The organism is Hypericibacter terrae, assembly GCF_008728855.1.
In the GTDB taxonomy this organism is placed as follows: domain Bacteria; phylum Pseudomonadota; class Alphaproteobacteria; order Dongiales; family Dongiaceae; genus Hypericibacter; species Hypericibacter terrae.
Genome location: NZ_CP042906.1, coordinates 3608440 through 3634025, shown reverse-complemented (window position 1 = coordinate 3634025; position 25586 = coordinate 3608440). Strand labels below are relative to the sequence as shown.

The following is a 25586-nucleotide window of genomic DNA, read 5'->3' as shown; positions in this document are numbered from 1 at the left end:
GCGCCTGGCGGAGTGTCAGTCGCGAAGTCGGGTGAGCGCCGCGCCTTTGTGGAAGGCGACGTGCTCGGTCTTGCTGCTCTTGATCTCGTATTGCGGCGCTTCCGCGCTTGCATGATGCGTATAGCCGTTAACATCGAAATTGCGCGTATGGACGCGAACGATCACGCCGCTGACGCGCCCGGCCTCCGAATTCCAGCTCACATGATCACCGATCTTGAATTTGGCTTTCAGGATCATTTCCGAGCGCTTTCGGATCCTCGAGCGACACAAACGAGTTTTTCTCGCGTCTAGCATGCGCCCAAAGCCAGCGTTGAAACAATGTGTTTTGACCATAATTCTGCGGCAATGCCGCCGCGGTTGACCGCTGCCGCCATATCACCGGAGCCGACACGAACACATTCTTCACCATCGGCCATTCTACCAGGGAGATCGCCGAATTCGTCGATCTCCTCCGGGAATTCCGCGTCAATTTCGTGGTTGACGTGAGATCGATGCCGCGGTCGCGCACCAATCCGCAATTCAACGGTGATAGCCTCCCCGAAACGCTGGCGCTTTGGCAAATCGGCTATGAACACATCGCGGAATTTGGCGGCCTTCGCGGAAAGACGCGTGGCGGCGAACCCTCTCCAAATGCCTATTGGCGGGTGCGCGGCTTTCGTAACTATGCCGACTATGCCCTGACGACGCCCTTTGCCGCAGGCCTTGCGCGACTGCGGGAACTGGGCGGCCAGCACCGGTACGCAATCATGTGCGCCGAGGCCGTCTGGTGGCGCTGTCATCGGCGCATTATCACCGATTATCTGCTCAGCCAAGGCGAGCGTGTGATGCACATCACGGGACCATCGCATGTCGACGGGGCCAGCCTGACACCGGGCGCCGCCGTGGGCTGCGACGGCACGATCCTCTATCCGGCCGCAACTCCGCAGCCGGAATCACGCGATCGCCGCCGCCTCTACTCAACCGCCGAACGCGATACGCAGCGTCGCGACGATCCCAGTCACGGCGAGACCGTAGCAGCAAAGCTGGATCGCGATCACCGCCGCAAATCTGGCGCCCGAGTGAACATAATCCTCGATCACTACCTGCAGGCCGAGCGCGGCGTGATGAAAGAGAGCGATCAGCAACAGGATCATGCCCCCTGCAGCGAACGGTGTCCTCAGCCAGGCGATGAAGGTCGTGTAATCGCTACCGGCATGGGCGATGATGGACGCCACGAACCACAGTGTCAGCGGCACCAACGCGACCGCGGTTACCCGTTGTACCAGCCAGTGTTGCGAGCCGCTTTTCGCCGAGCCCAGCCCGATGGCGCGTCCTAGCGGAGAGCGGAAGGAGGAGCGATTCATCAGAGCCCCCCGCCGACGCAAAGACCAGCCGCCCAGGCCGCCACGGTGAGCGCGATGCTCGCCGCCACCACCGACCATCCCGAGATATAAATCGAACGCAGCTCGAAGCCGTGCACGGTGTCCCACACGAGATGACGTATGCCGCCGCATAGGTGCAGGAAGAAGGCGAAGGTGCAGCCGAACAACACGAAGCGGCCGATCCACGAGCCGATCGCTTGCTGGACGGCGGCGTAGGGCTCAGCCCCGGCGGCAGCGGCACTCAACCAGATCACTAGGCCAACGGCGCCGACGCTCAGGATGACCCCGGTGATGCGATTCGCGATCGACAGAACTGATGTCAGTTGTGGCCGGTAATGCTGAATGTTGGGTGACAGCGGGCGACGCTGCGGCGTTGCAGGCGCGATCGTCTTGATGTCCATGGTCAGCTCTCGCGCTCGACGATCATCTTTTTGATCTCGGCGATGGCCTTGCCGGGGTTCAATCCCTTCGGACAGGTCCGGGTGCAGTTGAGGATGGTGTGGCACCGATACAGCCGGAATGGGTCTTCGAGATTATCGAGCCGCTCTTCCTTTGCCTCGTCGCGGCTGTCGGTCAGCCAGCGCCACGCCTGAAGAAGTACCGCTGGTCCAAGAAAACGATCGCCGTTCCACCAGTGGCTCGGACATCCCGAGGTGCAGCAGAAGCAGAGGATACATTCGTAATAGCCGTCGATCCGGCCGCGCTCCTCGACAGACTGAAGTCGCTCCTTCTCGGGCTCGGGCGTTTTAGAGCGGAGCCAAGGCTGGATCGCCGCGTATTGCGCGAAGACGTGGGTCTGGTCGGGAACGAGGTCTTTGACGACTCTCATATTGGCGAGCGGGTAAATCGTCGCCGGGGTCGCCATGTCCGAGCTGAAACGCGTGCAGGCCAGCCAGTTGGTGCCGTCCATGGTCATGGAGCAGGAGCCGCACACACCTTCGCGGCATGAGCGGCGGAAGGCGAGCGTCGAATCCACCTTGTTCTTGATCCAGATCAGCGCATCGAGAACCATCGGCCCGCAATCGTCGAGGTCAACATAAAACCTGTCGAGGCGAGGATTGCCGCCGGAATCGGGATCGTAGCGATAGATGTCGAACGCTTTCGTCCGTGTCGCGCCGGCGGGCGCTGGCCATGTGTGTCCTGGCTCGATGCGCGATTCCGGCGTGACATTGAAGTTGCGCGGAAAGGGAAAGCGCTTGAGCCAGACGAATCGGGATACTTCATCGGAGGAGTCAATGATCATGTTCTTCTCCAGCCTCGACGGCAATCGCACGGCTAGACATCGCGCCAACGCAGATAGCGATGGGCGGAGAAGCTTACGCTACATGAAAAGACCGGATCGCGCACGTCGCAAGCAGGGAGTATACGGATACGCTCAGATCTAACGGTTCGGCTGCTGCCGGCTCGCGACGGTCGGACTTGCGCCAGGCGAGACCGTAGCTTGGTTGCGGCGAGGAACAAGGAAATCGAAGTGTGAACACTCGTCGCTGCGGGCCGGAATGACATTGCTGACGAGCGCAGGTCTGGTCACGCGCTCGGGTGTTCGGTAGTCTCGTGACGGCCTTTTTTGTGGTTGCTGGCTATCGATCAGCCGCGGCGATCAGCGGAAAATTCGACCAATTGATGTCGATAGTCGCTGAATGTCGTGGAATCGGAATCGCGAGATTTCTTGTTGAAAATCAGCGTCGAAAAATTTTGTCGGTTCGCAGTTCGGATCGTGAGGCGCGATCAAAAAAGCGTTATGCCGTAAATTCAACGTGTTAGCATGACTTAAAATGGATGAGTGGGAGTGAGGGGCGGATGGGATGTTTCACGGTCTTCGACCTGCCATAGGCCGCTCAGTGAGGTGAGTCCTGGGCCCGCACAACCTCAAATGGTCCGGCTCCGAGAAGAAGATTGCGCGGCGCGCCTATGACGCCGCGCTCGAGGCTGCGAAAGCCGGTATCGTCGCCGAATTCAAGGCAAAGGCGGCCGCGGTGGCGACGCTGTCGGACATATGGGCGATCGAGGACGATCTGCGGCGGCAGCGCCGGACCCTCGATGAGCTGTTCGACTATCGCTATTCGCAGCTGCTCTTTGTCTTTGCCCGGCTCATCGGCGAGGGCTATCTGGACGAGGGGCGGCTCGCCGGATTGTCCGATGACAAGCTGGCGATCATTCGTCATTTGCTGGAGCGGATGAAAGAGAGCTAGGAACGGGGATGGCGCGGCAAGGCACGGAACGGGTGTGGGCGAGGGCGCTCCGCGACGAGGAAAAGGCCGCCATCGCCGAACGATGCGAGCGCTTCGTTCGAGAAGAGTTCAAGCCGCGTTTTCTGCCGCAGATCCGGGTAACAGAGTTCAACTATCCCGTCGACATCTTCGGCAAATGGCGGGGCGGCCAATACAGTTTCATCGAACGTTTCCGGTCCGGCTTCGCCGACAATCTCGGCGAGGAGTTCGACGAGGCCTTCACGCGCCTCGATCATCGTGAGGATTGCCTGACGGAAACCCGTTTCGACGTGATGTGGCGCCGCCATACCGGGCGGTGGTTTCTCCTCCACGCGGCCCTGACGCTCGAGGAGGCGCTGGAGCGGGTCCGGACCGACGAGCTGCTCTGGCCAATCTCATGACGAATAAGACGAAGAAGGGCGCGCCGAGATTCGACCCCGGCGAGCTGGCGGCGCTGACGGGCGACCGGACTTTCGCCCGCGGCGAGGCCTATCACCGCGGCGGCAAGGTCACCATCCTGTCGCTCGCGGCCGATCGGGTGCTGGCGCAGGTGGCCGGCACCGAAGACTATCGCGTGACGCTTTCCGGGCGAGGCCGTGCCATCGACGGCTCCTGCAGCTGCCGGGCCTTCGAGGACTCCGGCTTCTGCAAGCATATGGTCGCGACCGCCCTGGCGGCAAACGAGGCCGCCGCAAGCGGGCAGGCGGACGGTCCGGATTCGCTGGGGCGTATCCGGGCGCATTTGAAGACCAGGAGCGTCGACGCGCTGGTCGATCTGATCGTGGATATGGCCGAGCGGGATCCGGCACTGTTCCGCAAGCTCGATCTTGCGGCTTCCCTCGTTCATGCGGACGACAAGGCGCTCGAGGCGCGGCTGCGCAAGGCGATCGACGCCGCCACGCGCATACGGGGCTTCATCGAATATGCCGATGTGTCGCGCTGGGCCGAGGGCGTGGACGAGGCGCTTGATATCCTTGCGGACATGGCCTCAGGCCCGCAGGCGGAGCGCGTGCGCGCGCTCGCCGACCACGCCATGGAAAGAATCGAGAAAGCGATGGAGTCGATCGACGATTCCGACGGGCATGGCGGAGCGCTGCTGTCGCGGACGCGAGACATCCATCTGGCCGCCTGCGCCGCGGCGCCGCCCGAACCCGTGGCGCTTGCGCGCTATCTGTTCGGCCGCGAAACCCACGATGCCTTTGACATGTTCTATGGCGCCGCCGGACTCTATGAAGGCGTGCTCGGGGAGCAGGGGCTTGCCGAATATCGGCGCCTGGCCGAGGCCGCATGGCGCAAGCTGCCGGCGCGGACGGGCAGGAAGAAACCCACGACGGACGACGACGAATGGGAACCGGACCGACTGATGGCGATCCTGGATTTCTTCGCCGAGCGCGAGGGCGATATCGACGCCCGTATCGCGCTGCGCGCCAGGGACCTTTCCTCGCCATGGCGCTACGGGCAGCTTGCGCAGTTCTGCCTCGACCAGGGCCGGGAGGACGAGGCGCTGCGCCGGGCGGAGGAGGGTCTGTGGATCTTCGAGGATGAAGGGCCCGACAATGGCCTGACGCTGCTCGTCGCCGACCTTCTGTCCCGAAAGGGCCGCAAGGTGGAGGCGGCCGCGCATCTGTGGCGGCTGTTCGAGAAGCGCCCGAGCCTCGATCTGTATCAGCGGCTTGCCAAGCTGGCCGGGCCGGGTGCGCGCGAGCGGGCGATCGGCTTTCTCGAGGCGCGATCCGCCTCTGGAAAACGCGGCGCGGGGGATCGCTGGAGCTTGAATGGGCCGCAAGAGGTGCTGATCGCGATTTTCATCCAGGAGAAGGCGTTCGACCGCGCATGGGCCGCGGTTCGGAAGCACGGCGCCTCGATGAGAGCGCAGGAACACCTCGCCGATGCGAGCCAGAAAAGTCATCCGCGCGAGGCGCTCGGCGTCTATGCCGCGCGGGTGGAGGAGCTCGTCAATGGCGGGCACTATGAGGAGGCCGTGAAGCTGGTGGCGCGCATGGCCAAGCTGCGCGACGCAACCGAACAGGCCACTTACGTCGCGGATATCAAGGACCGCCACCGCCGCAAACGCAATCTCATGAAATTGCTGACGCCCTGATCGGGCGGGCCTCCCTCGAAGGTCGCCCCGCCATGGACGATCGAGGGGGAGTGAGGGGAAGGGTGTTCGGAGAAGGGCGTCACGATGAAAGGCGAGAGCGGCCGGACCATCGGTCTGATTGGAGGCCTCGGTCCCGGCGCGACGATTCACTATTACGAACGGTTGACGCAAGCGTTCGCCGAGCGCGGCGTCCCCTTGCGTCTCTCGATCTCGCATGCCGATCTCAGCTATGTGCTGGGCCGCGTGCAGGCGGGCGCTCCCGCCCAGCGCCTCGTGCGGGATCAAGGCGCCGACGCGGTGATCCTGGCCGGAACCGAGCTGTCGTTGGCCTTCGACGAAACCACCTGCGGCTTCCGGGCGCTCGTTTGCGCGTGCGCCCATCTCGACGCGATCATCGCGCGGGCGCTCGCCGATAGGCCGACATCCTGAGGAAGACCTGTCCTTGCGGCCGCGCAGGCTGAATTCGGCACCGGAAGGTCCTTAGGAACAACGCGCTCGGCATCGACCGGGTGGGCTGTGACGTGACCTCGAGGCCGCCGGCAACGATCGAGTGGGAGTGACGGGGCAATCGGCGGTCCTAGCGTGGTTTCGGTGGCGGTTTTCTCAATGGCGCAAGATCGATCAAGACGGGCGCCGGTCCGGGGAGCTTGGCTCCTTGCGCAGTCGAGGCCTTTTATGGCGTGCGGGCCGCCCGCATAACATGGGCGCCAAGCTCGAGAGGCGGTAAGAGGTGCCGGTACAAACTGTCGCGATCGTCGTCCATGAGGGGGTCCAGGCCCTGGATGTGGCCGGGCCGCTGGACGTGTTCAGCGAGGCGAATAGCTTTCTCGACAGCGCGGACCGCTACGAAACGGTGTTGGTCGCGGCTCACCGCAATCCGCTGCGCGCCTCGAACGGCATAGGGCTGGTGGCCGACCTGACCTTCGAGGAGGCGGCGGGCAGCTTCGACATCGTTCTGGTCGCCGGCGCGCCGACGCCACCGGAAGCGGAGCCCGCACCGTACTTCGTTCAGTGGGCCAAAGAGTTGCCGCGGCGCTCGAGCGTCTATGGATCGATCTGCACCGGGGCTTTTGTACTTGGCTATGCCGGCCTCCTGGACGACCGGCGGGTCACGACCCATTGGCAGGATGCACAGGCGCTGGCGGCCCGGTTCCCGAAGGCAAAAGTCGAACCGGATTTGATCTATGTTCGTGATGGACAGCTGATCACCTCGGCCGGTGTGACGGCGGGGATAGATCTGGGCTTGGCGCTGGTCCGGCAGCGGCACGGCGCGGAAACGGCGCTCAAGGTCGCCAAGCGGCTGGTTGTTGTTGCCCAGCGCCAAGGCGGACAGTCGCAGTTCAGCCCCTATCTCACGGCACCTTCCGATCCGGGGGCGCCGATCGCACGCATCCAGGACCACGTCATGGCCGACATCGCGGGCCGTCATACCTTGGACTCGCTCGCCGCCGCCGTCGGCATGAGCACCCGGAATTTGGCACGGCATTTCGTGCGGGAGACCGGGATCACGCCACACGAATTCATCGAGCGCGCGCGCGTCGACGCCGCGCGCATGATGCTGGAAGGAAGCGACCGGCCGCTGAAGGCCGTCGCCTTCGATTGCGGCTTCGGGTCGGCGGACCGGATGAGAATCGTATTCAGCACGCGTCTCCGCGTGACACCGGCCCAGTATCGCGCCAGCTTCCGGCGGGCGGAACCGGCCTAGATCGGGACCGTCCGGCGACGAAACCGCCGTCCTCTGCTGCGACGAGGGCTCCGACAGGCCATTGTCGGGAAACGACGTAGGGCTGTCCTGATCTGCAGGATCGCGTTCCTTGTCCGCCGCAGGGGTCAATTGCGAAATACGGACAAGCCCATCCGACGAACCGCTCTGGAGAAACGATCCATGCGCCCTCCGCTGCCGCCGTTCACCGAAGTGAACGCGATCGAGAAATTCCGGCTCGCGGGAGATGCCCCGAACAGTCGTGACGAGGTCGCCGGCGAGCGCGGTGCCGCCGCCACGGAGCGCGCCAAGCTGAATGTTGTGGAGGATCAGATGGCCGCCAGCAGCATCGTTCCCGAGGTCAGTGAGGGGCGAACTCATTCAACAATGATGGCTTGGCGCGTGCATGAGTTTGGACCGCCGGAGGTCATGAGTTTCGAGCGAGTCCCTCGGCCCGAGCCTGGCCCTGGCGAGATCCTGGTCAAAGTCGAAGCCGCCGGGGTCGGTCCATGGGATGGCTGGATCAGGGCCGGAAGAAGCGCTCTGCCGCAACCGCTCCCTCTCACGTTGGGCTCGGATCTGTCTGGTGAAATCGTCGCCATGGGGCCAGGGGTTTCCGGGCTGCAGGTGGGCGATCAGGTCTATGGTGTCACGAATCCGCAGTTCATCGGGGCCTACGCCGAGTATGCGCTGGCTTCCGCAGCGATGGTCTCGCTCAAGCCAACCTCGCTGACCTTTGTTGAAGCGGCCTCCGTTCCCGTCATTTCCGTGACGGCCTGGCAGGCGCTGTTTGATCACGCTCAGCTCAAAGCGGGTCAAACAGCGGTTATTCACGGAGCGGCGGGAAACGTCGGAGCCTATGCGGTTCAGCTGGCCCGTCGCGCGGGTGTGCGAACGATCGCGACCGTCGCCGTGGACGATATTCCCCTCGTGCGCGGTCTTGGCGCAGACACGGTGATCGACTACCGGACCCGGCGCTTCGAGGAAGAAGTTCGGGACGCGGACGCTGTCATCGATCTGGTCGGCGGCGAAACACAGAACCGGTCGTTTCGGGTCCTTCGTCGAGGCGGCAAGCTGATTTCGGCAGTGTCCCGTCCGGATCAGCATCTTGCCGAAAGCCATGGCGTCGAATCCGCCTTCTTTTTGGTCAACGTAACGAGTCCGTATCTCGCGGAGATCGCCCGCCTCATCGACGATGGAAAACTAAGAACAAAGGTGGGGGCAGTCCTGCCCCTCGCGGATGCACGCGCGGCTCATTTCATGCTGGAACGCGTGCGGCCTCTGCCGAAAGGAAAGATCGTGCTTGCCGTTCGAGAAAGTTGATCGATCACCCCAGTTAGGCTCGCGTTGCCGGACGCATCGCCGAGCTCTATAGCTGACCTTCGAAGGAATCGACAATGGCCGCGGCCAATCTCGTCTCTGCTCCCGTCATTCCCGATAGCTTGCTCGCAAAAGAGGCCACGGAGATCCTGCGCAGGCATTCTACCGATCTGCTCTTCAATCACTCGATCCGCGTCTATCTGTTCGCGGCCGAGCAGGGTCGCGAGAGGAAACTGCGCTTCGACCCCGAGCTCCTCTATGTGGCCGCCGCATTTCACGATCTTGGACTTATCAAGGATTTCTCGAGCCAGGCCGAACGCTTCGAGGTTGACGGCGCGAATGCCGCCCGGCAGTTCCTCACCGCCCACAACATTGCCGAGGACCAGGTGCAGACCGTCTGGGAAGCGATCGCGCTGCATACCACCCCCGGCATCCCGCGCTATATGCGCCCCGAGGTGGCGCTCCTCAATTCGGGTGTTCTTCTCGATGTGCTGGGGGTGGGGTTCGATCAATTTCCCGCGGCGCTGCGCGAGGAGATCGTCGCCCGATACCCGCGTACCAACTTCAAGAAACGCTTCATTCAGGAGTATTTCGCCGGATTTTCGCACAAGCCCGCGACCACCTACGGCACCGTCAACGCCGGTGTCTGCGAGCGTTTCATCCCGGGGTTCAAGAGCCCCAACGCCTGCGACTTGATCGCGGCCTCTCCCTTCCCGGATTCCGCAGCCTGAGGCTCGACATCAAGACAAGGGCATGTCCTGTCCCTCGACGCTCGTCGTCAACGAGATGCGCGGCATCATCAGCCGGTCGGTGACTTGCCGGCGTTAGTCGCCGATTGCGCGGCGAAAGCCCGCTTGTAGGCGGGCCGCGCTTCGCCGCGGGCGACATAGGCGGCCAGGTTCGGATATTCGTCCAGAAGGCCCGATGGCTTCAGCCTGAGCAGCACCGACACCATCATCAGGTCGCCCGCGCTGAACCCGCCCTCGAGCCAGTCGGCACTGCCGAGGCGGGCGGAAAGTGGCTTCAACCGGTCGCGGATGCGATCTTGGACCAGAGGGAGGCGCTCCTGGCTCCAGGGCTTGTCGCTCTCCAGAAGCCTGGCGGTGACGAGCTCGAGGATCGGCGGCTCCACCGTGTTGAGCGCGGCAAACATCCAGGTGATCGCGCGCGCCCGGGCCTTGGCATCCTTCGGCAGCAGCCCCGCATGGCGCTCGGCGATATGGAGGACGATCGATCCTGTCTCGAACAGCGCCAGATCGCCTTCCTCATAGGTCGGTATCTGGCCGAAAGGATGAAGGGCCAGATGCGCGGGTTCCTTCAGCGCAGGGAACGAAACCGGGCGAACTTCGTAGGGCTGACCCACTTCCTCGAGCGCCCAGCGAACGCGCGTGTCGCGCGCCAGCCCCTTGCCGCCATCGGGTGACCGTTCGAAAGCGGTAATGACGATGGTCATCGTGAGGCTCCTCTGGGGCACCCTGTTTGACGTGCTCCGGCTGTCTCTTATTCATTGAGCGATCTTGGACCGCTGACGAACGGGCTGCCCCGAAGATAGAACCGCAGGCGGCGGTCCGCCTCCTTCGAAATGCCGATCCTGACGCTCCGCCCGATTTCGCCGGGCTCCTGGTCGTCGCGTCCGAGCCAGAGCGGGCCTTTTCGGCAAAGATCGAGCCCGTCGAGCCGGAGATCGATCTGCAACGCGGCGGTGAGCCTTCCGGGTCCTCGCGCCAGGTCGCGCAAGCGCTCGATGCCGCGGTTCCGCTGCATGATCGGGATGCCGTCGAGCGGTTCGAGCGCCCGGATCAGCACGCCGGCGCCGATCCCGGGCCCCTCGCTCGAGACGTTCAGCATGTTTGAAATGCCATAGGCGACATAAACATAGGCGTGCCCAGGCTCGAGAAACAGCGACCGGTTGCGCGGCGTCATCCCCCGATAGGCGTGCCCCGCGGCGTCGCCGATGACATAGGCCTCGGTCTCGACAATACGGCCGCCGGCGACGCCTTCAGGGAGCTTCCGCACCACTCGCTTGCCGATGAGATAGCGGGCGAGGGAGATCGTGTCGGCCGGCAGGTCCGAGCGGGCGATCGGCTCATGGGCATCCTTGCGGCGGCGAGGTTTCGAGGCATCCGCTCGACTCATGGGTGGTCCCGGCATCAACTGGTCATGCTGTCGAATTGCGCGGATTGTACTCCGTTCACTCGGGAAGCGCCGGGGATCGTTCAACTCCAGGCCACGGCAAAAAGCAACCCCTACCAAAGCGTCATCCCGCTGGGGGTTGCGTTGCGGCGGCGCCCGTAGAAGGATAATCCCAGGCGACAGACTCTACCGCTGGGGGAAGGCTTTCCCGTCACCATGTCGAGATCGCTGTTCTGCCGTTTCCGACAAAGTTCACTCGTCGCGCTGCGTTCATCGACAGCGCCTTCCGCGGAACCCCGGTCGTGCCGGCAGGGCTTCGCGGCCTCCTTCCCTCGTCGCCGTTACCGGCCGTCCGACGAGAAAGAGCAGAAGAACCAATCAAAAACCTAGGGAGATCGACCATGAGCAGGGATCGTGAAGACGCCCATCGTGAAGACTCCAACAACGAGCTTGATCTGACGGCCACGCGGCGCCGGCTGCTGCAGGTGGCGCTGGGCGCCGGTGGTGCGGCCTCGCTGGCGGCGCTGGGCGCCTTTCCGAAATCGGCGGCGGCAGCCGGCACGGCAGGCGCCTTTCCCGAGCACAAGCCGTGGAAGTTCGCCTTCGTCAATCACGTCACGACCAACCCGTTCTTCGTCCCCACCCAGTACGGCATCGCCGACGCCTGCGCGCTGCTCGGCTGCTCCTACCAGTGGACGGGCTCGCAGAAGTCCGTCGCCGCCGAGATGGTCAACGCCATGAACACGGCCATCGCCGCCAAGGTCGACGGCATCGCGGTCTGCCTGGTCGACCTGCACGCCTTCAACGATCCGGTGAAGAAGGCGCACGAGGCCGGCATCCCGGTCTTCGCCTACAATGCCGATGCCAAGGGCAACGACCGGCTCGCCTATATCGGCCAGGACCTCTATCTCGCCGGCCAGGCGCTCGGCGAGCGCATCGTCAGCCTGGTGGACGAGGGCGAGGTCGTGGGCTTCATCGCCACGCCCGGGCAGCTCAACATCCAGCCGCGCCTCGACGGCGCCGCCGACGCGATCAAGGCCTCAGGGAAAAGCATCACCCTCACCCAGATCGCCAGCGGACCGACGGTCAACGAGGAGGTGTCCCGCGTCGACGCCTATTATGTCGGGCACAACAATGTGAAGGGCATGTTCGCGGTCGACGCCGGCAGCACCATGGCGGTCGGCAAGGCGATGGAGAAATACGGGCTGCACGCCAAGGGCGTGCGCGCCGGCGGCTTCGATCTCCTGCCCGAGACGCTCGACGCCATCGCCAACGGCCATCTCGACTTCACCATCGACCAGCAGCCCTATCTGCAGGGCTTCTACACGGTCATGGAGATGTTCCTGTTCCAGATGTCGGGCGGCCTGAGCGGCCCGGCCGACATCAACACCGGCCTCAAATTCATCACCAAGGACGGCGTCCAGCCCTACCTGAAGACGCAGAGCCGCTATGAGGGCAATTCGGAGAAACCCATGCTGATCGAGCGCTCCGGCCCGATCGGCTGAGGACCCGCCGATGAACGAGGACGGCCGCGCCGGTCCCTCGCGTACCGGCGACAGCCTGCCCCCTGCTGCATCCGCGGCAGGGGCAGGCGCCGCCTCGCCGCGTCCGGGCTGGAGCCGGATCGCGGCGGCCGTCTTCCGCTACCGCGAGGCCGGCATCGTCATCGCCGGCCTGCTGCTGGTGGCCTATTTCCAGTCTTCCAGCGCGGCCTTCCTGTCGCTGGCGAACATCGAGAACCTGATCCAGTTCACCGCCACCACGGCCATCATCGCCGCCGGCCTGGTGCTGGTGCTGGTCTGCGGCGAGCTCGATCTGTCCGTGGGCATGGTCTATGCGCTGGCGCCGTTCGTCATGTATTTCGCCGGTGGCGCCGGCGCGCCGGCCTGGCTCGCGGTGATCGCGGGGCTCGCGGCGGCGGCGCTGGTGGGTGCTGCCAACGGGGTCGTCACCACGCTCCTGCGGCTGCCCTCCTTCGTCACCACGCTCGGCATGCTGTTCCTGATCAACGGCTTCACCCTGACCATCTCGGGCGGCTATCCGGTGCAGCCGCAGGCCGGCGCGCTGTTCATCCGGATCTTCGGCGGCAATGCCTGGGTGGAGCTGGCCTGGGCGGTGGCGATCGCGCTCGGCCTGCAGTTCGTGCTGCACAAGACGCGCTGGGGGCTGCACACGGTCGCCACCGGCGGCAACCCGACGGGTGCCGCCGAGGTTGGCATCAAGCTCAAGGTCGTCAAGACCGGCAATTTCATCCTCTGCAGCGCGCTCGCCGGCTTCGCCGGTATCCTCGACGCCTTCCGCATCGGCTCGATCGACCCGCTGGCCGGCGGCAGCGAGATCATGTTTGCGGCGATCGCCTCGGCGGTCATCGGCGGCACGCTCCTGACCGGCGGGCTCGGCACCGTGGTCGGCGCCTTCCTCGGCGCGCTGGTGCTGGCGATCCTGAAGGACGGCTTCACGCTCCTGGGCGTCAGCGCTTTCACCTTCGACATGATCCTCGGTGCGGCGATCCTGGTGACGATGGCGGTCAACATCCATCTCAGCCGGCTTCGAGACTAGAGCGTTTCCCGATCAAGTGTGCTCGGGAAACGCTCTAGAGTCCTTTGTTTTGTCGCATTTTCTACGGCGAACCGGCGTCCACTTCGCCGGAAAACGCTCCAGGGAGGCGGATGATGGAACCGGCGGTTTCGGGCGAGCTGCTGCGCGCCGAGCATTTGGCCAAGCGCTTCGGCCAGGTCACGGCGCTGCGCGACATCAATCTGCGGCTGTGCCGCGGCGAGGTGCTGGGGCTGCTGGGCGACAACGGCGCCGGCAAGTCCACGCTGGTGAAGATCCTCACCGGCTACCACCAGCCCTCGGCCGGCCAGCTCTATCTGGAGGGCGCGCCCGCCAGCTTGCGCTCGGTGGCGCATGCCCGCAGCCTGGGCATCGAGGCGGTCTACCAGGATCTGGCCCTGATCAACGAGCTGAACGTCTATCGCAACATGTTCCTCCAGCGCGAGGTCGTGTTCGGCGGTCCGCTCGGCATCCTCGACGACGCGACCATGCGGCGCGTGGCGATCGAGCATCTGGAGCGCATGGGCGTCGCCATCCCCTCGGTGGACGTGCCGGTGTCGCGGCTGTCGGGCGGCCAGCGCCAGGCGATCGCGGTCGCCCGCTCGGTCTATCAGAAGGCCAGGGTCCTGCTGCTCGATGAGCCGACGGCGGCGATGGGCGCCAAGGAATCGGCGCTGATCCTCGACGTGATCCAGCAGCTGAAGGAAGGCGGCGAGATGGGCATCGTCATCATCGCCCACAACTACGCCCAGATCTTCGACGTCTGCGACCGGATCAACCTGGTCGAGGGCGGCGCCATCGTCTTCGACAAGCCCACCGCCGAGACTTCCGTCCAGGAACTGACCGACCTCGTGGTGCGCCAGCACCGCAACGCGCGCAAGAGCGTGAAGGGCGGGCGGTGATGGAACACAACTCATCAAGCCCCCTCCCCCTACCCCCTCCCGCAAGGGGAGGGGGCGAGGAATTTTCTGAGCATCACCGAGCGCGCAGAAGCGTGAAGGGCGGGCGGTAACAGAACTCTCCACGCCCCCTCGCGCAAGGGGACGGGCGAGGAATTTTCCGAGCATCACCGAGCGCGCAGGAGCGTGAAGGGACGGTGATAGAACACTCCACGCCCCCTCCCCTTGCGGGAGGGGGTAGGGGGAGGGGTGATGCCGCGCGCGACCTCCGCAGAACAGCAAGGCCGATTTGCTCCGCGCTCATTCGTTTGGCGCCACTTCTAAACCTGCTGGCTTCAGAGTGGTCGTTGACCGCAACAGTGTCATCATCGCGCCTGTAGCACCCCTCCCCCTACCCCCTCCCGCAAGGGGAGGGGGCGAGAAGGTTTTTGATCTACCCCCTCCCGCAAGGGGAGGGGGCGAGAAATTGCTTGAGCTTCGCCGATTTCTTCACAGGCGCGGCCATCATCCCCCGCGGATTTCACGGCTGTTGCAGACTCCTGGCAGAATGGCGACGTCCCGGTTTCAAATGCCGCCGGGTGACGAGGATTTTGTCGGGCAAGGTCGCCGCGCGGTTTGTCCCCTCGCGAATTTTGCATTAGGCTCGCGGGCTCTCCTCACTTGCCTTCGAACCCGTCGCCGGGTCTCCAATCATCAAGGAGGGTAACCCATGAAGATCCTCATCATCGGCGGCACCGGCCTGATCGGCACGAAGACCGTCGCGATTCTGCGCCAGCGCGGCCACGAGGCCGTCGCCGCCTCGCCCAACACCGGCGTCAACACCATCACCGGCGAGGGGCTGAAGGAAGCCATCGCCGGCGCGCAGGTGGTGATCGACCTCGCCAATTCGCCCTCGTTCGAAGACAAGGCGGTGCTGGAGTTCTTCCGGACCTCGGGCCGCAACCTTCACGCGGCGGAGGCCGCGGCGGGCGTCCGGCACCATGTCGCGCTCTCCATCGTCGGCACCGACCGGATGCCCGACAACGGCTATTTCCGCGCCAAGGTCGCCCAGGAGAAACTGATCGAGGCCTCCGGCATCCCCTACACCATCATCCGCTCGACCCAGTTCATGGAATTCCTCCGCGGCATCGCCGATTCCGCCGCAGTCGGAAACAAGATCAGGGTGTCGCCGGGCCTGTTCCAGCCCATCGCGTCGGACGACGTCGCGGCCGCCGTTGCCGATGTGGCGCTCGCGGCGCCGCGAAACGGGATCGTCGAGATCGCCGGCCCGGAGCGGGCGCCGTTCGACGAGGTCGTCGCCCGCTTTCTGAAGGCGGTCGGCGACCCGCGCGAGGTCGTGCGCGACCCCGAGGCCCGCTATTTCGGCGGCCGGGTCGAGGAGCGCTCGCTGGTGCCGTTGGGCGAGGCGCGCCTCGGCCGCATCGGTTTCGACGAATGGTTCCGCCGCTCGCAGAAGAAGGCCTGATCCCGCATCCGCCAACCGAAGCCAGGAGGAGAGACGATGACGGCCAGACTCGTTGCGTTGGCTCTGCTATGCCTGATGACCGGCAGGGCGATGGCCCAGGAGCCTGTGGTCACGCCGCTCATGTTGAAAGATCTTGCCGCGGATCCCGGCAAGGAAGTCGTGATGCTGACGGTCGAGCATGTGCCCGGCGGGTCGAGCGCGATCCACCGGCACGATGCACAGGCGTTCGTCTACGTCCTGGAGGGCTCTGTCGTGATGCAGCTGAAGGGCGGAGAGCAGGTGACGCTGACGGCGGGACAGACCTTTTATGAAGGCCCCGACGATGTTCATCTCGTCGACCGGAACGCCAGCAGCACCGAGCCGGCGAAATTCCTGGTCGTCCTGATCAAGAACAAGGGCGCCCCGGCAGTCCTGCCCGTGCCGTGACTGTCGGATCGACAAGGCGGGCGGATCGACAAGGCGGGCGGATCGGCGTATCCGCCAGCAGGTCCCGGCGCTTGGGGGGCCGAGGAGCATCCTGGCGGCGGCGGAACGCGATCGCTGTCTATTCTTTCCTCTCCGCCCGCAGAGCGGGGGGAGAGGGGAGGGTGAGGGGGCCGCGGATACCCGGCGCGATGTCGAGAGCACGATCTTCTCTGCGGCCGCCCCCTCACCCTGGTCTCTCCCCCATGAAGGTGGGGGAGGGAGGAAAGCAACGGCGGCAACACGCGATCGCTCTCTATTCTTTCCTTTCCACCCGCAGAGCGGGAGCGGGCGGATCGGAATGAAGTCGCGACGAATCGGCCCGAAGCTGATACCAATTCGTCGCCCCCATTCGTTTCCCCAGGAGCTTCACCCATGTTTCGATTGACGCGCAGGGCCACCCTGGCGCTCGCCGCCTTCAGCCTGATCGCGACCTCGCTCTCGGCAACGGACGGCAAGGCCGACCCGGCCGACGGCAAGGCCGAGGGCACGCTCACGGTGAACGGCAAGACCGTGAAGGTCGCCTATGCCTATGCGCGGCAGGTGCCGGGCTTCTTCGACGCGAACACCAAGGACACCCAGGTGATCGTGAGCGACGTGCCGCTGGAGGGCGAGGCGCTGACGGACGAGTTCGTCCGCATCGGCCTGGCCAAGGAGGGCAAGCTCCACGCCTTCGAGATCACCATCGACGCGACGGGCACGCCGGTCTCGACCGCCTGGCGCCATGACGGCTTCGACGGCCCGATGCCCAGCGGCCTCTCCAGCGCCGACGTCTTCACGAAGAAGGTCCTCGACGACAAGACCGTGGAAGGCAGCTACAAGAGCGCGGCGGAGGAGGAGTTCTTCGGCAACACCTATGAATTCGACGTGACGTTCCGCGCGGCCATCGCGCATTGAACCGCCGAAGGGCCAGCAGGAGTGCGGCGCAACGGTGCCGTCAAGCGCAGGCTGCGCCGCCATCCCTTCCCGGGACCGGGCCTCGCCATCTGCGTGCTGGGCGACATCGACAAAGAGAAGCTCGACATCCTCAGAAAAGCCGATGCGATCTATCTGAAGGAGATCGAGAACGCCAATCTCTATGGCGCGATCTGGCAGGCATTCGCAGTGCTACTGCGGTCGCGTTGGTAGATCGCGGATCTGCTCACCAAGGAATGATCGGACGCCGCCGCGTATACTCTACCCAGTTGTCGACATCCAATATCAACCGATATTTGTCCCGAAGGCGCTCAAACAACAGTACATAGCGCGCAGCTGGCTTGCCATCCTGCTGTGGTCCAACGGTGAGATATTTTCCAAGCACTCCGAGTAAGAAATCGGGGATACTCAAGCCGAAGTTAGGCTTTCCGGCAAATTCAACGCTGCAATACTCTGGATGTCGGTTGTTCGACTCCCTGAGAGCATCGTAAGTATCCGTAACTGTCTTACGGATCGCCTCCTGCCTTACCTTGCTATTCTCCTCGAACACCAAGTTAGCGAACTGGCTCTCTGCGGCCATCAAGCGGCGCTTGATCATGGCATTAAGCAATCGAAGATACACAACCTCATAGTCAGCTGCGCTGGGTAATCGCGCCATGGCGACATAGCCTTCAAAGGGCAGCAAACGCATCCGATCGATATAGGCCAACCGCATATCCTCTGTGGCATCGGAAAAATGCACTCCCTTCTTTGCGATTGCGTCAAGATTGCCGGCAGCCCAAACATCAGAGAGAGTGGTCTCCAGTAAATCTTGCGTCGCTCTATTGATTTGCTCTTGGTGCTGACTCACCGCCATTGCTAGAGCCAATAGGCGATCACCACTTGGTCGAGCGTATTCAGCCTCATCGATATAGATGTAAAATGGGAGTCTATGCTGATTTTTCGGTGCAAAGCTTGGGCGATGGCCGCTTGTCTGAAGAATTTTGGCCCATGTCGTCTTCAAATGAGCGGAAAGCCGGGGCTCATGATGAGCAGTGAACTTCACGAGTCCATCTAGTCGGTTTATTTCTTGCTGAGCAAAGCGAGAGTTGCCGAGCCCGACGTGATGGAGATGATCATCCAGCCCGTATTTATCAGCATAATAAAGTTCCTGCCGCAAGCGGCGCTTCTTTTTCCGTGGAACGTGAGGCTGAGCGGGATCACTAACGCTTAATCCCGTCACATAATGAGCTTGACCCAACTTCGATGTTCGAGTTTTCGCTTCTGCAATCTCAAAATTATGCTGCCGGATACAAGCCATCAGTTCTCTTAGGGATGGAAATGTACCGTCGCTAGAGAAACTTATATCGTCGGCATATCGGGAAAACGTCGCCCCGAGCTTCTGCGCAAGCGCTTCTAATTCAATATCCATTGGGAGGCAGATGGCGTTGGCAATGGTCGGACTGGTCGGCAGCCCAAGCGGAAGCGATCCTTCAATTGTGACGAAACGGCTGACCAAATCCGCGACAGTCGGCGTGATACCAGTTGTTCGCAGGAACGTTGCAATACGAGAAGCTTTGATCGATGGGAAGAAGTCTTCTAGATCAATTGAAACAAGATGCGTGTGGCCGCAGTGATTCTGTGCATTTTCCCTGATGTTCCGCCCGCTGATATATCCATAGGTTTGCGCATGGGGAAAGCCCTCCAGCTTGTGTGCGAAGAAGTTATTCAGCCTGCGGGCGAGAGCCTTATAGGGGCTCTTTAAAAAGGTTGGTTCCCAGACTGTTCTATATCCTCGCTGCCGGTTTTTCTTCGGAATTTCATGTCTGAAAAAAAGCGGCAACTCAATCAGAGAGCTCTCTTTTTCGGAGAATTGGCTGAAATTACTTCCGGTGGGATCAAAATCCAAAACGTCTTCAAAAACGTCCTTGCTTAACCCAAGGAAGTTGATCAGCTGCTCTCTATTCTGCAGCTGAGTGAGATCATATTTGAACGACATGTTCAGCTCTGTGGAGAGGTGGAGCAGCATAGCACACGTAGCAAGTGGTGCTGCGAACAGCAGGTGCGACTCGCACCTTGAACCTTGTAGTTATGCTGCTCCGCTGGCCAAACTGCGCCAACTTCTATTCTTTGGCAAGGCCTTAAGCACCGTCAAGCCGCGATATTGATTTGTATCGTCGTCTCCGACCGTTGCAGTCGAGTGCGAGAGAATGTTCATTGTCATCTTGACTTTAAGAGAAAATATCACAGTATTCGCAACCGTTGGCGGCAGATTCAATCCCCGTCCCTCGGCCGCGTCTCGACTCGCATCGTCAACGAGGTGCAGGGATCAACCGCGTGGTCTGTGACGTGATGTCGAAGGCGCCCGGAAGAACCGTGCGGGAGTAGGGGAACAAGAGGGCAAGAGGGTAGGTTGGGTGGGCGCCTTTCGTCCCGCTCACGCGGCTGGCCGCTTCATGCGCTCCTTATAAACGGCTTTTTATAGGTCCCACCAACTGGAGGCCCAAAAAATGACGGACAGCCTCGGAGCTTTGTCGATCAGCATTCCTACGAAGGATGCCCATGGATTTCAGCAGCATTGGAAGGATTTGCGCCTCGCTGACGCGTTGCCCCCCGATGCGGATCTTCAGGACGCAGTTGAGGTCGAGAACTTCGATGGCGCGACGCTGGTTCAATGGGTCGTCCAAGTTACGCCGCTGATTGTGCCCCTAGTGACTGCTGCGCTCGGTTATATCGTTGCTGCACGTGGCGAACTCGAATATGACCGAGGTGGCGAGAAAATCAGAATCAAGAACCTTCGGCCATCGAAGATAAAAGAAATTCTTGAAATCATCGATGCGCGAAACCGGCCCGGCTCAGATGGTTCCGCGGGTTGACTGGGTAGCGATCAAGGCACGGTTCGGCCGCACGCGGGCGTTTCGGGTCCAGACGAAAGATCGAAGGTCGGTCCGGGATGCGTTGAGACTGCTCGAGGAGCATTACCCGGCGGCGCGGCCATTTGCACATATCATACCGGTCAGCACAATGCAGTGGTCAAGCGTTGTTCTCGGTCGCAACGGCACGCATATTGCCTTTGTCGACGTCGAGCAGGCTAATGCGCTTTCTTTCCTAATGGCTCGAGGTCTTTGGGCGGAGATGCCGATATTCAGCTACGCGGAATTTATGATCCGTGGAGCAGAGGCTCTCTACGACGACGGCGATTTGCTGTTGGCTGCGGCTTTGAGCGAACGCGCCAACGCGCGGCTGCGGGAATATTGTCGGTATTGCGAGAGTGGTTCGATCATCCTGCGACCCAAGGCAGTCGACCCGGTGTTGCTGGAGCTCATGGAAGCCAACGTGCTGCTCAGCTTCATCATCGGCCATGAACTCGGCCATCTACTGCAGCAGGTTGGAAATGCTGGTGTTGTGGCTCTCTTCGACTGGGTTGTCGCCCGTTATGATGAAAGCCATCTCGATAAGAGCGGTCAGATTGCGCGTGAGCGCTTCCTCGGGCCGGAAATCGTCCAAAAGTTCGACAGTGACGGCACGGCCGCCGGCTATGCCGTCCAGGGGACGAAACTCGCCCGCTTGATGCCAGGCATGCGGGGTCAGCAGATCAAGGAGGTTCAGTCCGATGCCCTCGGCGTCATTATGTCGAGCGCCGCATCGATCGCAGCAGGCATTCGGGTTGAGATCCTCTTCGGAATATTCCTCGCCGTACTTGAGAATACAGAGATGCTAATGGTTCTGCGTCGTCTATTGCCGCGTCTCCCCCGTGGCGAGAAGCGCGCCGCTATCCCTCTGGAGAATACGAGTTTGATCGCCCGCCAGTTTTTGTTCCTCCGTCTCGTGCGCGGCTTGAAGGACGGTTCTGTGCCAGTGCCCGTGAACATTCTGCACTATTGGTCGACGTTGCCCGAAGAGACATTGAAACACTTCGAGACTCTAATTGATGATGGCCGACTGGAGCAGATCGGCCTTCGATCAGGAATCATGGTGAGAGGCAGTATCGAGCTGGCTTTGCAAGGCTCCTTGGGAAAGGCGCCGGTCACTGCGGATCTCGTTGAGAAACTGGGCATGGTGGCAGGTAACCTCATCGTTGCATCTGCGCACCTGGGTTACCCCGAGGCAACCTACATGGTCGAGCGCAGCTTCGGTTGGACTCCAAGTGATGACAATGACGGAGTGCTGTACGGATTTGCGAGCGCGGTCCGCGACATTTGTGATCTGGCTGCGTCGGAGAAGCGCCCGCGTCAGTCGCTGCGCCGTGCCGATATTTTGCGCAACGGTGAGGACGCAAGGTTTGTCGAATTTCTTCGCAGCGTCAGAACCCAGGTCTCTTTGAACCGGCTCAACCCAGAGTGGGCAAGCCGCTTCGAGCACCTCCTGCGAGAGCCTATCGCAGCGAGCTAAGGCGACCAGCTCCGTGGATCATCTCGGCGTAATGGGCGACGCCAACATTTATAGCCGTGTCAGCGCCCTAAGAGCCGTCAACTCGACCGACGGCATAACCGGCGACTTCTTCCCCTTCCCGATGGACTTCCTCGGCCGCGTCTTGACGCGCATCGTCAACGAGGTATGGGGGATCAATCGCGTGGTTTACGACGTGACATCGAAGCCGCCCGGGACGATCGGGTGGGCGTGAGGGTAAGATGTTCGTGGAGGGCTTGGGAGGAGAATAGTGTAGGAAAAATAGACGGTTATTGGCGGTTTCGCGGATGATTTTATATCCTTCGTCAACGGCGTTGGGCGCTGAGCTATTGCGGTTGTGTTTCAAGTCAACCACAATCGAACCGCGAGTGGGATGGATTAAGCGGGATGGACGAGGAACAGCAAGGCAAAACGCACGGGGCCGATGCCGCTGCGCTGGGCTTTTACTACCAAGCGTTCTTCGCGCTCGAGACCCTGGTCGCTCAGAGCGCGGACAACGCCGCCGTCGCGGTGGAGCGGCTCGACGATGTCGAACTGAGTGCGGATGGCCATACCTTGCTTTATCAGTTAAAGCATTCGATTAGCGCTACGCCGCCACCGATTACGCTGAAGGCCCGGGCGCTCTGGCGAACTGTCAAAGTCTGGGCGGATATCTTGCCGACCCTGACGCTCGCGGACACGACGCTGCACCTGGTCGCGGTCGGGGGCATCCCGATGGACAGCCCCCTGCAGGCTCTCACTAATCTGGACACGGATCGGACTGTCCTTGTGGAGGCCATGGTCGAGGAAGCGCAGCGGGTGGTCGATGCCCGCGCTGAGGCGAAAGCTAAGAAGACGACGCCGCCCTATGCAGATCGCGCGGACGGGTGCGAGACTTTCCTAACCCTGTCGGAAACCGAGCGCCTGAACCTCATCCGCCGCGCCCTCATTCAGCAAAACAGTCCGACTATTGATGAAATCGAGGGACGAGTCTCCGGCCATCTTAAGCTCCTTCCAGTCGAACAGCGACCGTTTGTCGCCAAGCGCTTGATTGAGTGGTGGGACCGGCAGATCGTCTATTCCCTCTGCGGCAAGCGCGAACGGTCGGTGACGCGCGGTGAGCTTCAGGCGCAGATCATGTCCATTGTCGGCGATCTGGAAGAGAGCAAGCTCCTTCCCGAATTCGAAACTGCCTCGCCGCCCGAGGACTATCAGCCCGATGGTATGCTCGCCCGTCAGATTCGTCTGGTGGAGGGCAAAAAGTCTGACCTGTCGAAGGCAATCCGCGAGGAATGGAAGGCGCGGGAACAGCGTTCGCGGTGGCTGAACGCAAACCCGGCGATGGCGGCGATGATCAATGACTATGACATCGTGTTGCAAGAGCACTGGTCCGATCACCACACGCAGATGGTGGAAGAATGCGCCGCAGTGGAAGATAAGAAGAAGTGCGAGTCGGGCCTGAAACTTCTGCGCTGGACGCACGAACAAGCCCCCATGGTGGTGCGCGCGATCGCCGAGGGCTGGACCGCGCCCTATTATGTGCGGGGCAGCTACCAGGTCCTCGCCATCAACCTCAAGGTCGGCTGGCACCCTGAATTCGCCGACTTGCTAATAGGCGACAAATGAAGGTCGCGCACGACGTCTTCTCCGAGACGAACCCCGCCTACTGCACTTACGCACTAGTAGCCTTTACCACCGCCTATCTGTCGGTGAACGAGGGCGGACCGGAGGTGCCGCTCATTTATTTGGCGCTGCCGCTCGCTTTGTCGGGCGATCTCGCTATCGCATTCAGGGGGACCAACAAAAGTACGGGGCTTCTGGAGTGGCTGGAGCGCAACCCACGCGTGCAGGTGGGATTGGCGGCACGAGGCAACGCAACGATGGAGATCGTCACTGAGGCGATCCGCTTTGCTTGCTTCACCCGGGTCGTGGAGTTCGGTGACGGAGGACGCCTGCGGCTGGGACCCAGGAAATTTAAGAAAAGTGCGAGGAACGCGCTTAGCGAGGAGCCAGCGCAGGCGATCAAACACGCCGAACGGCTCGGCTACTGGTTCGCGATGACCGGCTCCACGCGCGGGGTCTTTGATATGATGGGACTCACGGTATGACACGCTGGAACATCGCCAACATCTTCTTCGTCGGCGTCTCCGGTCAACGCCGCGACGTTACGCTTGAGCCTGGAGCGGTAAACATCATTACCGGCGCGTCCGGCACGGGAAAGTCGGCCTTAATAAAGGCCATCGACTATTGCCTCGGTTCCAGCAAGTGCGAGCTGCCGGTCCACGTCCGTCGGCGCAGCGTCGCCGTCGGCGTGAAGTGGGTTTCCGGTGAAGCGGAGATGATTGTCGGCCGCGTCATCCCGCCGGTAGGGCAAGCGACTAGCACGCGCATGTTCGCTGCTGCAGGCCGCAACCTTCCGCTGCCAGCGAGCCTAGAAGCGTTCGATGGTGCGACGACGCTCGACGCCGCCAAAGCTTTCATCGAGCGGGCGTTCGGCATCGGTGACCTCGGTGACGAGATGGAGCCGGGGATCAGTGATCGCGGGCGCGCCACGGTTCGTCACGTCACGCCGTATTTGTTCATCACCAAGGAGGTGATCGACAGCGAGTCAGTGCTACTTCACGGCCTCGAGAAGGCGGAAAAGGCGCGCGATATCGTCGCTGCTATACCGTACTTCCTGCGCGCAACTGACGAGGCGAGCGCGATCGACGAGCGGCAGCTTCGGCAGTTGCTGCGTGCGCTCGACCGGGAGGAGGCAAAGGCACGTTCGCGTGCTGCGGCCGAGAGTGCGCTGAAGCAGCGGGCCACCAGCCTGCTGGCGGAGGCGCATCGAATCGGCATCGCGACCGCGCCATCATCCGGTGCCAGCGAGGGCGAGTTGTTGGCCCAACTGCAGGCGGTCGCGAACACGCAGTTGGAGGCCAATGCCTATCCGACCGAGGGCGAGCTTGGAGCGCTTCACGACCGCCGTCGGGAGATTCTGTCGCAGCTGGAAGCATCCCGGCGGCAATCGCGCGCGACGCGGACCGCCCTCCGCGAGGCGACGGGGTTTGAGGGAGCTGTCGTCCGCCAGCGCGAGAAACTGATGCTGGCCGAGCACCTGCGGCTCCACGAAGCCGCAGATATCTGTCCTGTGTGCCAGGCGCCCTCCGAGCGCGGTCGCGCGACGGCGCAGGCCCTCCAGGCCACCTTGACGAAGGTGCGAGCGGAGAGCGCCGCCGTCGAGCGCGTCATGCCGCGGCTGGTCGAGCACGACCAGGCGTTGGACGAACAGATCCGAAGCCTGAACTTCGAGCTCCGGCGGGTGGACGACCAGATCCAGACATGGCTTCGGCAGACAGAGGAGACGCGGCGGCTGGCTGACCTCGCACAGCTTCGGGCGCACCTGCTGGGCCGCATCTCCTTCTTCCTCGAGTCGAACATGGACGAACCGCGACAGGTCGCTCGCGACCTCAACGTCCTTCGGGCCGAAATCGCGGAACTCGAGGCCCGCGTCGATCGAGAGGCCAAGAAGATTAAGCTGCAGCGGGCCGAACGAAAAATCTCACAGTTCGCGTCCGAAGCGCTTGCGAGGCTCCCTACCGTGGCGCCCTGCGTTGGCTCGGAGCTCGAATTTTCTTCGCGAGAACCGGAAGTGGCCGTCATCGAAGCGGAGAGCGGTGCGGTTCTCCGGATGCCTGACGTGGGATCGGACCAGAACTACCTAGCCATCCACATCGCGCTATCGTTCGCGTTGCAGCACTACTTCGAGTCGGTGAACGCGCCTGTTCCGGGCGTTCTGGTGCTCGACCAAATCAGCCGCCCGTTCTTCCCGACCCGTGCAGAGGAAGATGTGGATGAGGCCGAGATCGTCGGCGGCGAGGAGGACGAGGACGTTCAGGCTATGCGCCGACACATCGATTTCCTATTTACAGAAGTGGCCCAACAAACCGGATTGCAGGTACTTTTAATCGAGCACGCCTATTTCGCAGACGACCCGCGCTACGTAGCCGCGACGTGCGAGCGTTGGACGCGGGCGTCAGGCCGCGCGCTAATACCGCTCGACTGGCCGGTGCGAGGTGACGAGTAATCTGCGTTGCCGACAGGTGCTGGTA

Annotated in this window: 25 protein-coding genes and 3 pseudogenes; 21 read left to right on the top strand and 7 right to left on the bottom strand. The window is 62.5% G+C overall.

Features of this window, described 5'->3' with window-relative positions:
• Positions 1-15: 15 nt before the first annotated feature.
• The gene (locus FRZ44_RS16540) at positions 16-237 is read right to left on the bottom strand and encodes a hypervirulence associated TUDOR domain-containing protein (RefSeq protein WP_225308297.1); all 222 of its coding nucleotides are present in this window, start codon (positions 235-237) and stop codon (positions 16-18) included.
• 236 nt (positions 238-473) lie between these two features.
• On the opposite strand from FRZ44_RS16540, the pseudogene FRZ44_RS27620 reads away from it, so the two are divergent.
• Positions 474-743: pseudogene (locus FRZ44_RS27620) on the top strand (DUF488 domain-containing protein); the annotation flags it as partial.
• A gap of 213 nt (positions 744-956) precedes the next feature.
• Here FRZ44_RS27620 and sdhD read toward each other — a convergent pair.
• From sdhD to FRZ44_RS16520, 3 genes are read right to left on the bottom strand one after another with little or no spacing between them, the layout of a single operon-like run.
• Complete coding sequence (gene sdhD, locus FRZ44_RS16530; RefSeq protein ID WP_151178223.1) at positions 957-1343, bottom strand: succinate dehydrogenase, hydrophobic membrane anchor protein; 387 nt, start codon at positions 1341-1343, stop codon at positions 957-959.
• Positions 1343-1762 carry a succinate dehydrogenase, cytochrome b556 subunit gene (gene sdhC / locus FRZ44_RS16525; RefSeq protein ID WP_151178222.1) on the bottom strand — a complete coding sequence of 140 codons (420 nt, stop codon included), beginning with the start codon at positions 1760-1762 and terminating at the stop codon, positions 1343-1345. The genes sdhD and sdhC overlap by 1 nt, the downstream gene beginning before the upstream one ends.
• A gap of 2 nt (positions 1763-1764) precedes the next feature.
• Positions 1765-2604, bottom strand: a complete 840-nt coding sequence (locus FRZ44_RS16520) for a succinate dehydrogenase iron-sulfur subunit (protein WP_151178221.1) — start codon at positions 2602-2604, stop codon at positions 1765-1767.
• Between the two features lie 610 nt (positions 2605-3214).
• Here FRZ44_RS16520 and FRZ44_RS16515 point away from each other — a divergent pair.
• The 7 genes from FRZ44_RS16515 (at position 3215) to FRZ44_RS16480 (ending at position 9425) form a co-directional block, all read left to right on the top strand.
• Positions 3215-3553 (top strand): hypothetical protein, encoded by a 339-nt coding sequence (locus FRZ44_RS16515; RefSeq protein WP_151178220.1) that lies wholly within the window; start codon positions 3215-3217, stop codon positions 3551-3553.
• Positions 3554-3561: 8 nt separating this feature from the next.
• Positions 3562-3972 (top strand): DUF3024 domain-containing protein, encoded by a 411-nt coding sequence (locus FRZ44_RS16510; protein ID WP_151178219.1) that lies wholly within the window; start codon positions 3562-3564, stop codon positions 3970-3972.
• The gene (locus FRZ44_RS16505; RefSeq protein WP_225308296.1) at positions 3867-5672 is read left to right on the top strand and encodes an SWIM zinc finger family protein; all 1806 of its coding nucleotides are present in this window, start codon (positions 3867-3869) and stop codon (positions 5670-5672) included. Before FRZ44_RS16510 ends, FRZ44_RS16505 begins: the two co-directional genes overlap by 106 nt.
• An 84-nt stretch (positions 5673-5756) precedes the next feature.
• The gene (locus FRZ44_RS16500; RefSeq protein WP_151178218.1) at positions 5757-6101 is read left to right on the top strand and encodes a hypothetical protein; all 345 of its coding nucleotides are present in this window, start codon (positions 5757-5759) and stop codon (positions 6099-6101) included.
• A 301-nt stretch (positions 6102-6402) separates the two neighbouring features.
• Complete coding sequence (locus FRZ44_RS16490) at positions 6403-7377, top strand: GlxA family transcriptional regulator (RefSeq protein ID WP_151178217.1); 975 nt, start codon at positions 6403-6405, stop codon at positions 7375-7377.
• Between the two features lie 180 nt (positions 7378-7557).
• The gene (locus FRZ44_RS16485) at positions 7558-8697 is read left to right on the top strand and encodes an NADP-dependent oxidoreductase (RefSeq protein ID WP_225308295.1); all 1140 of its coding nucleotides are present in this window, start codon (positions 7558-7560) and stop codon (positions 8695-8697) included.
• A 74-nt stretch (positions 8698-8771) separates the two neighbouring features.
• Positions 8772-9425 (top strand): HD domain-containing protein, encoded by a 654-nt coding sequence (locus tag FRZ44_RS16480; RefSeq protein ID WP_151178216.1) that lies wholly within the window; start codon positions 8772-8774, stop codon positions 9423-9425.
• A 68-nt stretch (positions 9426-9493) separates the two neighbouring features.
• Here the strand turns inward: FRZ44_RS16480 and FRZ44_RS16475 are convergent, their stop codons facing one another.
• Together FRZ44_RS16475 and FRZ44_RS16470 are read right to left on the bottom strand one after the other, a co-directional pair.
• Entirely contained in the window at positions 9494-10147 is a 654-nt protein-coding gene (locus FRZ44_RS16475; RefSeq protein WP_151178215.1) for a glutathione S-transferase family protein, read from the bottom strand.
• 47 nt (positions 10148-10194) lie between these two features.
• Entirely contained in the window at positions 10195-10830 is a 636-nt protein-coding gene (locus FRZ44_RS16470) for a DNA-3-methyladenine glycosylase (protein ID WP_151178214.1), read from the bottom strand.
• Positions 10831-11228: 398 nt separating this feature from the next.
• Between FRZ44_RS16470 and FRZ44_RS16465 the strand changes: the two genes are divergently transcribed.
• The 7 genes and pseudogenes from FRZ44_RS16465 to FRZ44_RS16435 all read left to right on the top strand — a co-directional run.
• Positions 11229-12332 (top strand): sugar ABC transporter substrate-binding protein, encoded by a 1104-nt coding sequence (locus tag FRZ44_RS16465; protein WP_151178213.1) that lies wholly within the window; start codon positions 11229-11231, stop codon positions 12330-12332.
• A gap of 10 nt (positions 12333-12342) precedes the next feature.
• The gene (locus FRZ44_RS16460) at positions 12343-13386 is read left to right on the top strand and encodes an ABC transporter permease (protein WP_151178212.1); all 1044 of its coding nucleotides are present in this window, start codon (positions 12343-12345) and stop codon (positions 13384-13386) included.
• A gap of 113 nt (positions 13387-13499) precedes the next feature.
• Positions 13500-14285: an ATP-binding cassette domain-containing protein gene (locus FRZ44_RS16455; RefSeq protein ID WP_191908133.1), complete on the top strand. Its 786-nt coding sequence runs from the start codon at positions 13500-13502 to the stop codon at positions 14283-14285.
• A 706-nt stretch (positions 14286-14991) separates the two neighbouring features.
• Positions 14992-15747, top strand: a complete 756-nt coding sequence (locus FRZ44_RS16450; RefSeq protein ID WP_151178210.1) for an SDR family oxidoreductase — start codon at positions 14992-14994, stop codon at positions 15745-15747.
• Positions 15748-15783: 36 nt separating this feature from the next.
• On the top strand, positions 15784-16173 hold the full coding sequence (locus FRZ44_RS16445) for a cupin domain-containing protein (RefSeq protein WP_151178209.1): 390 nt from the start codon (positions 15784-15786) through the stop codon (positions 16171-16173).
• A gap of 411 nt (positions 16174-16584) precedes the next feature.
• The gene (locus FRZ44_RS16440) at positions 16585-17106 is read left to right on the top strand and encodes a hypothetical protein (protein WP_151178208.1); all 522 of its coding nucleotides are present in this window, start codon (positions 16585-16587) and stop codon (positions 17104-17106) included.
• A 54-nt stretch (positions 17107-17160) separates the two neighbouring features.
• A pseudogene (locus FRZ44_RS16435) lies at positions 17161-17331 on the top strand (glutamine-hydrolyzing GMP synthase); the annotation flags it as partial.
• 19 nt (positions 17332-17350) lie between these two features.
• Here FRZ44_RS16435 and FRZ44_RS16430 read toward each other — a convergent pair.
• Positions 17351-19102: a reverse transcriptase family protein gene (locus FRZ44_RS16430; RefSeq protein ID WP_151178207.1), complete on the bottom strand. Its 1752-nt coding sequence runs from the start codon at positions 19100-19102 to the stop codon at positions 17351-17353.
• Positions 19103-19613: 511 nt separating this feature from the next.
• Here FRZ44_RS16430 and FRZ44_RS16425 point away from each other — a divergent pair.
• The 6 genes and pseudogenes from FRZ44_RS16425 to FRZ44_RS16400 all read left to right on the top strand — a co-directional run bounded on the left by FRZ44_RS16425 (position 19614) and on the right by FRZ44_RS16400 (position 25561).
• A complete protein-coding gene (locus FRZ44_RS16425; RefSeq protein ID WP_151178206.1) occupies positions 19614-19979 on the top strand; it encodes a hypothetical protein in 366 nt (121 codons plus the stop codon).
• An 82-nt stretch (positions 19980-20061) separates the two neighbouring features.
• On the top strand, positions 20062-21495 hold the full coding sequence (locus FRZ44_RS16420; RefSeq protein ID WP_151178205.1) for a hypothetical protein: 1434 nt from the start codon (positions 20062-20064) through the stop codon (positions 21493-21495).
• A gap of 22 nt (positions 21496-21517) precedes the next feature.
• Positions 21518-21727: pseudogene (locus tag FRZ44_RS16415) on the top strand (GMP synthase (glutamine-hydrolyzing)); the annotation flags it as partial.
• A gap of 173 nt (positions 21728-21900) precedes the next feature.
• On the top strand, positions 21901-23118 hold the full coding sequence (locus FRZ44_RS16410) for an ABC-three component system protein (protein ID WP_151178203.1): 1218 nt from the start codon (positions 21901-21903) through the stop codon (positions 23116-23118).
• Positions 23115-23600, top strand: a complete 486-nt coding sequence (locus tag FRZ44_RS16405) for a three component ABC system middle component (RefSeq protein ID WP_151178202.1) — start codon at positions 23115-23117, stop codon at positions 23598-23600. The genes FRZ44_RS16410 and FRZ44_RS16405 overlap by 4 nt, the downstream gene beginning before the upstream one ends.
• Complete coding sequence (locus FRZ44_RS16400; protein ID WP_151178201.1) at positions 23597-25561, top strand: DUF3732 domain-containing protein; 1965 nt, start codon at positions 23597-23599, stop codon at positions 25559-25561. Before FRZ44_RS16405 ends, FRZ44_RS16400 begins: the two co-directional genes overlap by 4 nt.
• The last annotated feature ends 25 nt before the right edge of the window (positions 25562-25586 follow it).

Excerpts from the sequence above, each read along its gene's own strand:
- FRZ44_RS16540 (WP_225308297.1), bottom strand. The coding sequence starts at position 237 with ATGATCCTGAAAGCCAAATTCAAGATCGGTGATCATGTGAGCTGGAAT.
- sdhD (WP_151178223.1), bottom strand. The coding sequence starts at position 1,343 with ATGAATCGCTCCTCCTTCCGCTCTCCGCTAGGACGCGCCATCGGGCTG.
- sdhC (WP_151178222.1), bottom strand. The coding sequence starts at position 1,762 with ATGGACATCAAGACGATCGCGCCTGCAACGCCGCAGCGTCGCCCGCTG.
- FRZ44_RS16520 (WP_151178221.1), bottom strand. The coding sequence starts at position 2,604 with ATGATCATTGACTCCTCCGATGAAGTATCCCGATTCGTCTGGCTCAAG.
- FRZ44_RS16510 (WP_151178219.1), top strand. The coding sequence starts at position 3,562 with ATGGCGCGGCAAGGCACGGAACGGGTGTGGGCGAGGGCGCTCCGCGAC.
- FRZ44_RS16500 (WP_151178218.1), top strand. The coding sequence starts at position 5,757 with ATGAAAGGCGAGAGCGGCCGGACCATCGGTCTGATTGGAGGCCTCGGT.
- FRZ44_RS16485 (WP_225308295.1), top strand. The coding sequence starts at position 7,558 with ATGCGCCCTCCGCTGCCGCCGTTCACCGAAGTGAACGCGATCGAGAAA.
- FRZ44_RS16480 (WP_151178216.1), top strand. The coding sequence starts at position 8,772 with ATGGCCGCGGCCAATCTCGTCTCTGCTCCCGTCATTCCCGATAGCTTG.
- FRZ44_RS16475 (WP_151178215.1), bottom strand. The coding sequence starts at position 10,147 with ATGACCATCGTCATTACCGCTTTCGAACGGTCACCCGATGGCGGCAAG.
- FRZ44_RS16470 (WP_151178214.1), bottom strand. The coding sequence starts at position 10,830 with ATGAGTCGAGCGGATGCCTCGAAACCTCGCCGCCGCAAGGATGCCCAT.
- FRZ44_RS16465 (WP_151178213.1), top strand. The coding sequence starts at position 11,229 with ATGAGCAGGGATCGTGAAGACGCCCATCGTGAAGACTCCAACAACGAG.
- FRZ44_RS16460 (WP_151178212.1), top strand. The coding sequence starts at position 12,343 with ATGAACGAGGACGGCCGCGCCGGTCCCTCGCGTACCGGCGACAGCCTG.
- FRZ44_RS16455 (WP_191908133.1), top strand. The coding sequence starts at position 13,500 with ATGGAACCGGCGGTTTCGGGCGAGCTGCTGCGCGCCGAGCATTTGGCC.
- FRZ44_RS16450 (WP_151178210.1), top strand. The coding sequence starts at position 14,992 with ATGAAGATCCTCATCATCGGCGGCACCGGCCTGATCGGCACGAAGACC.
- FRZ44_RS16445 (WP_151178209.1), top strand. The coding sequence starts at position 15,784 with ATGACGGCCAGACTCGTTGCGTTGGCTCTGCTATGCCTGATGACCGGC.
- FRZ44_RS16440 (WP_151178208.1), top strand. The coding sequence starts at position 16,585 with ATGTTTCGATTGACGCGCAGGGCCACCCTGGCGCTCGCCGCCTTCAGC.
- FRZ44_RS16430 (WP_151178207.1), bottom strand. The coding sequence starts at position 19,102 with ATGTCGTTCAAATATGATCTCACTCAGCTGCAGAATAGAGAGCAGCTG.
- FRZ44_RS16425 (WP_151178206.1), top strand. The coding sequence starts at position 19,614 with ATGACGGACAGCCTCGGAGCTTTGTCGATCAGCATTCCTACGAAGGAT.
- FRZ44_RS16410 (WP_151178203.1), top strand. The coding sequence starts at position 21,901 with ATGGACGAGGAACAGCAAGGCAAAACGCACGGGGCCGATGCCGCTGCG.
- FRZ44_RS16405 (WP_151178202.1), top strand. The coding sequence starts at position 23,115 with ATGAAGGTCGCGCACGACGTCTTCTCCGAGACGAACCCCGCCTACTGC.
- FRZ44_RS16400 (WP_151178201.1), top strand. The coding sequence starts at position 23,597 with ATGACACGCTGGAACATCGCCAACATCTTCTTCGTCGGCGTCTCCGGT.